The sequence below is a fragment of the Streptomyces sp. MK37H genome, from assembly GCF_018035285.1.
GTDB lineage: Bacteria > Actinomycetota > Actinomycetes > Streptomycetales > Streptomycetaceae > Streptomyces > Streptomyces endocoffeicus.
Genome location: NZ_JAAAYH010000011.1, coordinates 48,370 through 58,359 on the forward strand (window position 1 = coordinate 48,370; position 9,990 = coordinate 58,359).

Sequence of the window (9,990 nt, forward strand, 5' to 3'; positions counted from 1 at the left end):
CCGCGCCCGTTGCGATCGTGACCGGTGGCGCCGGGGGGATGGGCTTGGCCATCGCGACCATACTGCTCGGCGACGGCTTCCGGGTCGCGCTGCTGGACCGCCGCGGGGCGCGGGAGGCCGCCGCCATGCTTGCCGAGGCCGGTGAAGCCACCGGCCGCCGCGTCCTGGGAGTCGAGGTCGATGTCACCGACGAGGAGGCCGTACGGGCCGCCGTCGCGCAGGTCGATGTGGCGTGGGGCCGGGTCGACGCGCTGGTCAACAACGCCGGCATCGAACCACAGCACTCGTTGGAGAGCCTTGAGTCGGGCACCTGGCGGGTGACGCTCGATGTCAACCTGTCGCGAACGCCGTGGCGTTCCTCCTGTCCGACCGAGCCCGCAACATCACCGGCGAAACGGTGCATGTGGCGGCCGGGACGCAGCTCGCACCGTTCATCCACTGAACCGCGTACGAAGACTTGCCAAAGTGCCACTGGATGACAGGTAACCATGGCATATAGCAGGGTTTGTGCAGCAGTATCGCTGTGTTGCAAGGAAGGGTGCAGGCTGCCCGATCGCCGAGGTGTACGGCCTCGGCTCGGGTCGGCCGGCACGGTTAAGGGAGGTTATGAGGGTGCCGACAAGCTACGAGGACAGGCTGGCGCTGCGGGAGTTGGTCGAGAACTGGGCCCTGTGGCGCGACGCCGGGGACTGGGATCGCTTTGCCACTGTGTGGGACCCGACGGAGGGTTGGATGACGGCGACGTGGTTTCAGGGCCCGGCGACAGAGTTCATTGCTGCCAGCAGGGCCGGATTCGACAGTGGGGTGAGCATTCTGCACTTCTTGGGCGGACACACCGCAGACGTCCGCGATGACCGTGCCATCAGCCAGACGAAGATGACGATCAACCAGCGCGGGAGCATCGATGGTGTCGATGTCGATGTGGTCTGCACCGGCCGCTTCTACGACTTCTGCCGCCGATACGACGGTCAGTGGAAGATCGTACGTCGACAGCCCATTTACGAGCATGACCGTCTGGACCTGGTCGATCCGTCCGCTGAGCTGAAGCTCGACCGAGCGTTGCTGGACCGGTTCCCTGCGGGATATCGCCACCTTGGCTACTTGCAGACCAAGGCCGGTTTCACGGTCACGGCCGGTCTCCCGGGGCTGACCGGGGAGGCCGTGCAGCGTCTTTACGATGAGGGCGCGAGGTGGTTGGCCGACTCGGCAATCCCGGGCGACCCGTACTGAGAGGAGCCTCAGACATGCCAACCGCGCACCTGACCTGTAGCGCGAACACCCTGCGCTTCGCCGACCTGCCCACCCGGGTGTCCGCGGCGGCCACGGCCGGCTTCACCGGCCTTGGCCTACGCGTAGCCGACTACCTCGACGCGGACATGGCGGATGCGGATATCCGCGACCTCCTCGACCGGCACGGTCTGCGGGTGCTCGAGCTGGAGCACACCTGGGACTGGGGCGCCGGCGAGGATCCGGTGGAGGCGACGATGTTCCGGCTCGCCGACCGAATCGGCGTCCGGCAGCTCAATGTCCCGATGTTCGCGGCGCACCCGTTGCCGGATCTCGTGCGGCCGTTCGCGGCGCTGTGCGACCGGGCCGCCGAGCACGGCCTGCTGGTCGGTTTCGAGTTCCTCCCCTACAGCCACGTTCGAAAACTCAGCCAGGCATGGGAAGTCGTCGCCGCCGCGGACCGGCCGAACGGCGGGGTCATCCTCGACCTCTGGCACTGGTTCCGCTCCGGCGCTGAGCCCAAGGACCTTGTCGATATTCCGGCGTCCGCGATCACCTCCCTGCAGTTGTGCGACGTGCTCCCCGACACCGGCCCCGACCTCGCCGACGAGGCCCGCCACCGACGTCTGCTCCCCGGGCAGGGCGCCGGAGACACCCTCGGCGTGCTCGGCGCCCTGCACGACCGCGGCATCAGGGTGCCGGCGTCGGTGGAGGTCTTCTCCGACGACCTCGACGCACTCCCCGCTGCGGACGCGGCCCGGCTGGCATACGACGCGGGCGCCATGGCCCTCGACCGTGCGAAGCTCAACGCCCCGTCCTGGACGACCAACCTCGAGGAGGCCCGATGACCACGGGCAAGGCCAAGCAGCCCACCGCCCGCCCCGCCCGCTTCTCGGAGGAAGGCTCCGTCGAGGTGGTTGCCGAGAGCTTCGCCGACACCCCCAACCCGCGGCTGAAGCAGCTCATGACGAGTCTGGTCGAGCACCTGCATGCGTTCGTCAAGGATGTCGAGCCCACGGAGGAGGAGTGGCAGGCCGCCGTCGACTTCCTCACGGATGTCGGGCACATGTGCGACAGCACCCGGCAGGAGTTCGTCCTGCTCTCCGATGTGCTCGGGGTGTCGATGTTGGTCAATGCGATCAACCATCGGAAAACTGCCGGGGCCACGGACTCCACCGTCCTCGGCCCGTTCCACATGGTCGAGTCGCCGGAGCGTGAGCTGGGCGCGAACATCTCGCTCGACCGCAACGGTGAGCCCTGCGTGTTCGCCGGCCAGGTCCGGTCGTCCGACGGGACACCACTGCCCGGAGCGCGGGTCGACGTGTGGCAAGCCAACGGAGCCGGCTACTACGACGTCCAGCAGCCCGAGGTGCAGCCCGAGCGCAACCTCCGCGGACTGTTCGTCGCAGACGATCAGGGACGTTTCTGGTTGCGGACCGTGGTTCCCCGCTACTATCCGATTCCCGACGACGGGCCAGTCGGGCAGCTACTCGCCGTCACCAAACGGCACCCCAACCGCCCCGCGCACATCCACGTCATCGGCGAAGCAGACGGCCACGCCCCGCTCACCACACACGTCTTCGTCGAAGGCAGCCCCTACCTGGACTCCGACACCGTATTCGGGGTGAAGCAGTCGTTGATCCGGCCGGTCACGGTGGTCGACGATCTGCGTCGCGCCGAGCAGTACAACGTCCCCAACCCCTTCCGGCTCCTCGAGTTCGACATCGTCCTCGAGCCCCTCCCCGCGCGGAGCAATCATGAAGCATGACTTTGTCCACGAGAGCCGTCCCGGTCGGGTCGTCTTCGCGGTAGGGGCGAGAACCCGGCTGCCCGAGGAGATCGACCACCTTGGCTTGAACAACCTGATGGTGGTGTGCACACCCGGGCAAGCTGACCTTGCCGCCGAGTTGACGTCTCCGCTCGGCGATAAGGTCGCAGAGCTGTACCCGCACGCCACGATGCACGTCCCGGTCGCCGTCGCGTCGAAAGGGATCGCGCGAAGCCGGGAGATCGACGCTGACGGCTGCATCGCCATCGGCGGGGGCTCCGCAATCGGCTTGGCCAAGGCCATTGCCAAGGACACCGGCCTGCCGATCATCGCCCTGCCGACGACATACGCCGGCTCGGAAATGACAACGGTCTGGGGCTTGACCAACGCTGGCCGCAAGACCACCGGCCGGGACCCGCGAGTGCTTCCCGTCACCGTGGTCTACGACCCCCAGCTGACCGTCACGCTACCCCCCGCACTCTCAGTCACCAGTGGCATGAACGCCCTCGCGCATTCCGCAGAGGCGCTCTACGCGCCCGACTGCTCTCCGATCACCGCACTCATCGCAGCGGAATCCGCGCGAGCCATCGCCAGCGCACTCCCCCGCCTGGTCGCCGACCCGCGCGACATCGACGCCCGCTCGGACGCCCTCTACGGAGCCTGGCTCGCCGGTAGCGCGCTGGGATCGACCACGATGTCGCTGCACCACAAGCTCTGCCACATCCTCGGCGGCACCTTTGACCTCCCGCACGCCGAGACCCACACCGCCGTACTGCCGCACGTCCTCGCCGTCAACCTCCCCGCCGCGTCGACGGCGCGGACCGCGCTGGAGACCGCGCTGGGCACCACGGAGCCATCAGTGCACCTGTTCCACCTTGCCCAAGACCTCGGCGCCGAAATGTCACTCAAGGCGCTGGGCATGCCCGAGGACGGCCTGCAAACCGTCATCGACCAGACGATTGCCGCTCCCTACGCCAACCCCACACCCGTCGCCGAAGCCGACCTCCACCACCTCCTCGGCAACGCTCTGCTCGGCGCTGCGCCCACTACCCGCCCTGGCGCCTCACAGTAGAAAGCGGTCATTCCTGGGCCCGTGCCCAGCCGCAGGATGAACGAGTGGCGCCGTCGGCATCCCCGCCCGCTCCCCACCGCCCTCTCTTCGCGCAGCCTCGGGCGGAAGCCCTACCACCCATGCCGTCGACGCCAATGAAGCCGTCCGCTGGAGGACCCGTGCCCGCATCACCCAGCCTCGATCTGCAAGGTCTCATCAACCGCCACAGAATCGGGAGCCTGCAACGCCGGGTGCTGCTGCTTTGTCTGGGAGTGGTGACCCTCGACGGGATCGACGTCGCCATGGTCAGCCACATCGGCCCGTCTCTCATCTCCGACTGGGGCCTTACGAAAGCCGAACTCGGGCCCGTCGTCACTGGCGGACTGCTTGGCCTGGCAATCGGCTCCCTTGTCGCCGGTCCGCTCGCGGACCGCGTCGGCCGCCGGAAGGTCATCATCGCCTCGCTCGTCTTCTTCGGGCTGATGAGCGCGGCGACGGCCCTGACCTCGGACATACTGTGGTTCCCAGTCCTCCGCGTCCTCACCGGCTTCGGTCTCGGCGCCGCCCTGCCCAACGCGACGACGCTGGTCTCCGAGTACGCACCGACACGCCGACGGAGCACGCTTCGGACAACGCGGGCCCGCCGACGACGGAAGGCGGCTCGAGGACATCGCATGACTCGGAACGATTCCTGCCGTGATCGCCCGGTCCGGGCGATCACGCCCTCCATCGAGGCCTGATTTGTACCTGCCATCGGACGGAGAGCGCACATGGCCTTCGCATACGCGAGACCTACAGCACCCCTATCTCTTGGCGCGATCTGCTTTCGCGATCGGCCCTTCCCTCAGATCATCGCGGCGGCGAGCGCCAGCGGCTTCCCCGGCATCGGGCTGACAGTCGGACAGTGCGTGTCCGCCCTCGAGCGCGGTATCGCGCTGGAGGAATTGCCCAAGCGCATCGAGGACGCGGGGTTGAAGGTCGCGGAGCTCGAACTCGTCCGGCTCTGCGACGATGGACCCACTCGGTGTGCCAACGGCCTGGTCGAGGATCTCGTTGACATTCTTGAACCCGACCGTCTGCACACCGCGGCCTTCACCGGAGAAGCCGCCAGGGCCGCAGACGAATTCGCCGCTCTGTGTCAGCGACACCCGCACACGCCGGTAGCGGTGGAATTCATGCCCTACTCGGTCGTGAAGAACGTGGAAGCCGCACTATCACTGGTTTCACACGCCGGGACCGACAACGCGACGATCGCGCTCGACATCGTCCACTTCTTCAGATCCGGTGGAACAATCGAGCAGATCGACAATCAGCTCCTCGACCACGTCGCGGGAGTGCAACTCTCCGACGTATCCCCCAGAACCGGTGTAGAGCTCGCAAGAGAAGCGCGCCACCTCCGCACCTACCCAGGGCGCGGCAACCTGGATACCGTGGGCTTTCTGGCCAGGATTCTCCTGCTGGAGGCCAGCCTGCCTCCGATCAGCGTCGAGCCGGTTTCCGACGCCCTTGAACGACTTCCCCTCGCAGTAGTTTCCGAGGAAGTCATATTCACGACGATGCAAACCATTGCGAAGGCTGAATCCGCCGCCGCCTGCAAGGCCGACGGCGACCACACTTTCGCTCATGCAGCTTTCGATTCTTCCGATGGCTGCGCCACCCCATGAAGCATCCCGCAACGCACAATAAGCGGGGGCAAGGAAGGATCCACATCATGCGACTTCAAGGCAAGGTTGCCCTGATCAGCGGCGGCGCCAGCGGGATGGGCCGGGCTACCGCCGACACGTTCGCCCGCGAGGGCGCCACGGTCGTCGTCGCCGACATCAATGACAGCGACGGCACCTCCGCGGTCAAGGAGATTCATGCCGCCGGTGGGCAGGCCCACTACCTTCACCTTGACGTCACCGACGAGAACGCCTGGACGGCCGCGATCGACGAGGTCCTCGATCTGTTCGGCCGACTCGACGTGCTGGTCAACAACGCAGGGATCAGTGGCACGTTCGACCCTGACCTCACCAGCACCGGCTTCTTCGACCAGCTCATGCTGGTCAACGCAAAGAGCGTCTTTCTCGGCATCAAGCACGGAGCCGCCGCCATGATCCGCTCAGGCGGCGGCTCGATCGTCAACTTGTCCTCGATCTCGGCCACGATCGGCCAGCCGGGCGTGCACATGGGCTACGGCGCGTCCAAGGCCGCCGTGAAGTCGATGACCACCACTGCCTCGGTACACCATGCAGAGCAAGGTATTCGGGTCAACGCGGTCGCCCCGGGCATGTTGCCTCCGATGCGTACGTCTCGGGGCTCCGCCGACCCGGCTTGGCGGGCCAAGCAGATCGACGGCGTGCCGATGAAGCGGTCGGGCGAGGTTCAGGAAGTCGCCGACGTCGTCCTGTTCCTCGCCAGCGACGAGTCTTCCTACGTGACCGGGGTTGAGATCCTGGTCGACGGCGGCCTGACCTCTGTCTGACCGAGACCCGCGAAGCTGCGCGACGCACAGCGGGGTGAGCCGCAGCCCCACAGCGTGCCATCGGCGGCGTCTCATGCGCCTTCCCGGCCCGAAGAACTGCTACGGGAATCACCGGATGGCTCCGCCCGGTAGCTGCACGGGTGCATAGCCCAGTTTGGACGGAAGGCGTGTACCCGCAACGCGCGGCGTGCGGCCTTGTGGAAGGCCTCGCTCACCGCTCAGCTTCCGGTGGGGGCAGGGTGGTGGTCGCGGACGGGGCTGGGGCGATATCGCTGCCCAGCCCGAGGGGTGGCATCCCGGCAGCGATCGCGGCCGACTCCCCGCCGCTGGGACCGCCGGGTGTTCGTCGCCGCTCAACGACGCTGCGCTGCCCCCGGTAGCTGCTACCTACCGGCTCGTCCGTCCGTAGGGCAACCGTGGCGGGGTCTTGATCGCGGTTGCGTTGCCGGAACATCAGCTCACCGTCGCTACCCGTGGACCTGCGTGTGCGCGAAGTCGAGAAACGACTCGACGGCGTGCACGACCTCCCAGGGAGCTTCCTCTGGAACGTAATGGCCCCCGGGTACCGCACCACCGCTCACCGCGGTCGGGTCGGCGTGGTGGTCCTGCCAGATACGCACGACATCGCACTGAGCGAGGCCACCCTCGGCGCCCCAGAGGACAAGCAGTGGCGGCTGCAGCCGAAGCCCGCGCTCGTAATCTGCCTCGTCGAGTTCGAGATCGGTCGTGAAGCCCGCTCGATAGTCCTCCAAAGAGGCCCGCAGATGGCGCCGGTCGCTGAATGCGGCAACGTAATGTTCGAACGTTTCCGAGTCGACGGCGCCTGAGTCGAGAACACGATCGAAGAAATACCGAAGATACGCTTCAACATTTCCAGAGATCAGCTCTTCTGCCAGGTCAGATTGCCGATGGAAGAACCAGTGCCACATTGCGCTCGCCGAGTCTCGGTCATACGACCGCATGACGACCCTGGTCGGCAGAATGTCCAGCAGCACCAGCGCATCGACTTCCGAGGGGTGATCGAGAGCCCATCGGTGGGCGACGCGGGCACCGCGGTCGTGGCCGATCACTACCGCCGACTCGTATCCCAGGCGGTGAATCAAGCTGCTCAGGTCAGCTGCGGTGGCGCGTTTGCCATATCCTGAACTGGCCAGCCCCGAGGCTCCGTAACCGCGCAGATCCGGGGCGATAACGGTGCGGCTGCGGCTGAGCGGTTCCATGACATGGCGCCAACAGGCACCCGTCTGGGGCCATCCGTGGAGTAGCACGACCAACTGCGGACCGTCGCCGACGACACGGTAGGCCAACTCGACGTCGTCCAGGCTTATGGACTCGACGGTGTCCCGACGCATCTTTCTCTCCTCGCCATTCAGTCACTTCACGACTACATACTCGCTTACGCCCCTGCGACACCAAGCCTGGATTGCCGCCCAGTGGCAGGCGAATCAGCACTTCTGGCTGCGTGAGGTGTTTCGTTTGTGCACTGCCGCACCCCGTCAGGTGCCGCAGCTCCGCCAGCCACGGCAACCCCGAAACGCGAAAGCCGGTCCCTCATGATGCAAAATCTCTACCTCATCGGCGAGGCCACCTCTTACTCCCTGTCCCCCGCGATGTGGAACCATGCCTTCAAGGCTGCGGGACTAGCGGAATACTGGCGCTACACCGGGTGTCCCACCCGGCAGGCCGAACTGCCTGCTGCGATCACTTCCCTGAGGCGGCCCGGTACCGCAGGTGCGAACATCACCATGCCGTACAAGGTCGCCGCGCTCGCTGTCGCCGACGGCCGGAACGAGGACGCCGACCGTGCTGGGGCCACCAACTGGCTCAGCCGGCACGGGGGTTCTCTGTACGCAGCGAACACCGATGTGGCCGCGGTCCGCACCCTGCTCGCCGAGAGGGGTGACGATGCCCGCCCACCCTGGCGGGTCGTCCTGCTCGGTGCCGGCGGTGCAGGCCGTGCGGCGGTCGCGGGTCTAAACGGCTTCCACGTCGCCGACCTGGTCATCCTCGATCGGTGTAGCACCGCGGCGATAGGCCTTGCGGACCGGGCGAGGGCCTGGGGACTGCCCGGGCGAGTCGGGGACTGGCCGACATTGGAGTCCGTCGTGCGCGAGGCGGACCTGGTGATCAACTCGGCTCCCTTCGGCATGACGGACCCGAGCGAGCCGAGCCCCATACCCAGTTCCTGGTTCTGCGGGCGCCCCATGCTGTACGACTTCGTGTACACGCCCGTGCCCACGGCGCTGCAACGCACCGCAACTTGGGCGGGCGTTACCGTGTGCGACGGTCTTGCCCATCTCGAATCCCAGGCGGTGGCCACCCTCCCGCTACTGGACCTGCCCGAATCCTTCGCTCCTCTACTGCGCGCAGGGCTCACCGCGGCTGCAGGCCGCACACCCTGTCGTTGGAGCTGATGTCCGGCCTCCAGCAGAGGGGAGAGACCTCAAGCAGATGAGTTGACGAGAGGGGGGAAGCTCTCCGACGGGACGCGGAAAGACGCCATGGTTCGGAATGCTGATTCTGGCGGCATGACCGCTGCTCCGTGCTCGTATGGCGTGCAAGAGAGGGATGTGAGCATGACAACCCCGGACATATGGCCGCAAGGCTGCCGATGACGCCGATTGGGCCGTCCGGGGCTGAAGATCACCCCGCCTTGGGCGACGCCGAAGGCACTCTCTTCGGGCAGGGCCCCTTGTGCGCCGCGCTCGGGGCCAAGAATGCGACGGTGTCCCTCTATTTGCGCGTGCACCCCTTGGCTCCCGCCTTCGCATTCTTGAGCGCACGATCCAGATAGGTTACGGTGGGGTCATGGCAAGGACCCGGGAGTTCGACACCGAGGCGGCGGTGAGCCGCGCGATGGAGCTGTTCTGGACGCGCGGCTACGAGGCGACCTCGGTGCGCGACCTGACCCAGCACCTGGGAATCGGGCAGGGGTCCTTGTATGCCGCGTTCGGCGACAAGGAGGGCCTGTACCGGGCGGCGCTGGAGCACTACCGCACCACCCTCGCGGCGGCCGCCCTGCGCAGCCTGGAGGAGGGGGCGGACGCCCGGTCGGCGATCCGTACGATGCTGGTCGAGCGGGTCCGGATCGCCGTGGAAGACAACGGCCGGGGCTGCCTGGTAGTCAACGCCGCCTGCGAGCGCCTGCCGGAGGATGCGGCGACCCGGCGCACCGTGCGGGACATGCAGGACGCCAGCCGGGATGCGCTCACCGAGGTGCTGCGGGTCGCGGCGGAGCGGGGCGAGATCGCGACGCGGCACGACCCACACACCCTCGCCGCCTTCCTCGTCACCTTCCTCAACGGACTGCTGGTCTCCTCGAAGATCGCGCCGGACGTCCGCACCCTCGAACCCCTCGTGGAAGTCGCGCTGGCCGCCCTCGACTGACTTTTTTTCATGCCCAAAATCTGTATCAGACGATCCAGAAAAGCTGTCGGATCCCACGCGGGCACGGGATCCGACGACACCCACCCCTGCTTC

The 9,990-nt window shown here is 66.9% G+C and carries 12 protein-coding genes and 1 pseudogene; 11 read left to right on the forward strand and 2 right to left on the reverse strand.

The features are described 5' to 3' along the window. Positions 1-17 precede the first annotated feature (17 nt). The 9 genes and pseudogenes from GWI24_RS46765 to GWI24_RS03480 all read left to right on the forward strand — a co-directional run. Positions 18-326, forward strand: a pseudogene (locus GWI24_RS46765) (SDR family NAD(P)-dependent oxidoreductase); the annotation flags it as partial. 23 nt (positions 327-349) lie between these two features. Then, on the forward strand, positions 350-442 hold the full coding sequence (locus tag GWI24_RS46770; RefSeq protein WP_374103268.1) for a hypothetical protein: 93 nt from the start codon (positions 350-352) through the stop codon (positions 440-442). A 170-nt stretch (positions 443-612) separates the two neighbouring features. Beyond that, positions 613-1,230 carry a nuclear transport factor 2 family protein gene (locus tag GWI24_RS03450; protein ID WP_308343414.1) on the forward strand — a complete coding sequence of 206 codons (618 nt, stop codon included), beginning with the start codon at positions 613-615 and terminating at the stop codon, positions 1,228-1,230. Between the two features lie 14 nt (positions 1,231-1,244). After that, complete coding sequence (locus GWI24_RS03455) at positions 1,245-2,075, forward strand: sugar phosphate isomerase/epimerase (RefSeq protein ID WP_210944404.1); 831 nt, start codon at positions 1,245-1,247, stop codon at positions 2,073-2,075. Then, positions 2,072-2,995, forward strand: coding sequence for an intradiol ring-cleavage dioxygenase (locus GWI24_RS03460; RefSeq protein WP_210944405.1), 924 nt, complete (start codon positions 2,072-2,074; stop codon positions 2,993-2,995). The genes GWI24_RS03455 and GWI24_RS03460 overlap by 4 nt, the downstream gene beginning before the upstream one ends. Then, positions 2,985-4,067, forward strand: a complete 1,083-nt coding sequence (locus tag GWI24_RS03465; RefSeq protein WP_210944406.1) for a maleylacetate reductase — start codon at positions 2,985-2,987, stop codon at positions 4,065-4,067. The genes GWI24_RS03460 and GWI24_RS03465 overlap by 11 nt, the downstream gene beginning before the upstream one ends. A 158-nt stretch (positions 4,068-4,225) precedes the next feature. Beyond that, the gene (locus GWI24_RS03470) at positions 4,226-4,786 is read left to right on the forward strand and encodes an MFS transporter (RefSeq protein WP_210944407.1); all 561 of its coding nucleotides are present in this window, start codon (positions 4,226-4,228) and stop codon (positions 4,784-4,786) included. A 30-nt stretch (positions 4,787-4,816) separates the two neighbouring features. Next, entirely contained in the window at positions 4,817-5,710 is an 894-nt protein-coding gene (locus GWI24_RS03475) for a sugar phosphate isomerase/epimerase (RefSeq protein ID WP_210944408.1), read from the forward strand. A 47-nt stretch (positions 5,711-5,757) separates the two neighbouring features. Next, positions 5,758-6,510, forward strand: a complete 753-nt coding sequence (locus GWI24_RS03480; protein WP_210944409.1) for an SDR family NAD(P)-dependent oxidoreductase — start codon at positions 5,758-5,760, stop codon at positions 6,508-6,510. Between the two features lie 211 nt (positions 6,511-6,721). Here the strand turns inward: GWI24_RS03480 and GWI24_RS46045 are convergent, their stop codons facing one another. Continuing rightward, positions 6,722-6,964: an amidase family protein gene (locus GWI24_RS46045; RefSeq protein WP_281788925.1), complete on the reverse strand. Its 243-nt coding sequence runs from the start codon at positions 6,962-6,964 to the stop codon at positions 6,722-6,724. A 13-nt stretch (positions 6,965-6,977) separates the two neighbouring features. Further along, positions 6,978-7,862 (reverse strand): alpha/beta fold hydrolase, encoded by an 885-nt coding sequence (locus tag GWI24_RS03490; RefSeq protein ID WP_210944410.1) that lies wholly within the window; start codon positions 7,860-7,862, stop codon positions 6,978-6,980. A gap of 201 nt (positions 7,863-8,063) precedes the next feature. Between GWI24_RS03490 and GWI24_RS03495 the strand changes: the two genes are divergently transcribed. Together GWI24_RS03495 and GWI24_RS03500 are read left to right on the forward strand one after the other, a co-directional pair. Then, a complete protein-coding gene (locus GWI24_RS03495) occupies positions 8,064-8,924 on the forward strand; it encodes a shikimate dehydrogenase (protein ID WP_210944411.1) in 861 nt (286 codons plus the stop codon). Between the two features lie 394 nt (positions 8,925-9,318). Next, the gene (locus GWI24_RS03500) at positions 9,319-9,897 is read left to right on the forward strand and encodes a TetR/AcrR family transcriptional regulator (RefSeq protein WP_210944412.1); all 579 of its coding nucleotides are present in this window, start codon (positions 9,319-9,321) and stop codon (positions 9,895-9,897) included. The last annotated feature ends 93 nt before the right edge of the window (positions 9,898-9,990 follow it).

Coding starts and splice junctions, on each gene's coding strand:
- GWI24_RS03455 (WP_210944404.1), top strand. CDS start 1,245: ATGCCAACCGCGCACCTGACCTGTAGCGCGAACACCCTGCGCTTCGCC.
- GWI24_RS03460 (WP_210944405.1), top strand. CDS start 2,072: ATGACCACGGGCAAGGCCAAGCAGCCCACCGCCCGCCCCGCCCGCTTC.
- GWI24_RS03465 (WP_210944406.1), top strand. CDS start 2,985: ATGAAGCATGACTTTGTCCACGAGAGCCGTCCCGGTCGGGTCGTCTTC.
- GWI24_RS03475 (WP_210944408.1), top strand. CDS start 4,817: ATGGCCTTCGCATACGCGAGACCTACAGCACCCCTATCTCTTGGCGCG.
- GWI24_RS03480 (WP_210944409.1), top strand. CDS start 5,758: ATGCGACTTCAAGGCAAGGTTGCCCTGATCAGCGGCGGCGCCAGCGGG.
- GWI24_RS46045 (WP_281788925.1), bottom strand. CDS start 6,964: ATGTTCCGGCAACGCAACCGCGATCAAGACCCCGCCACGGTTGCCCTA.
- GWI24_RS03490 (WP_210944410.1), bottom strand. CDS start 7,862: ATGCGTCGGGACACCGTCGAGTCCATAAGCCTGGACGACGTCGAGTTG.
- GWI24_RS03495 (WP_210944411.1), top strand. CDS start 8,064: ATGATGCAAAATCTCTACCTCATCGGCGAGGCCACCTCTTACTCCCTG.
- GWI24_RS03500 (WP_210944412.1), top strand. CDS start 9,319: ATGGCAAGGACCCGGGAGTTCGACACCGAGGCGGCGGTGAGCCGCGCG.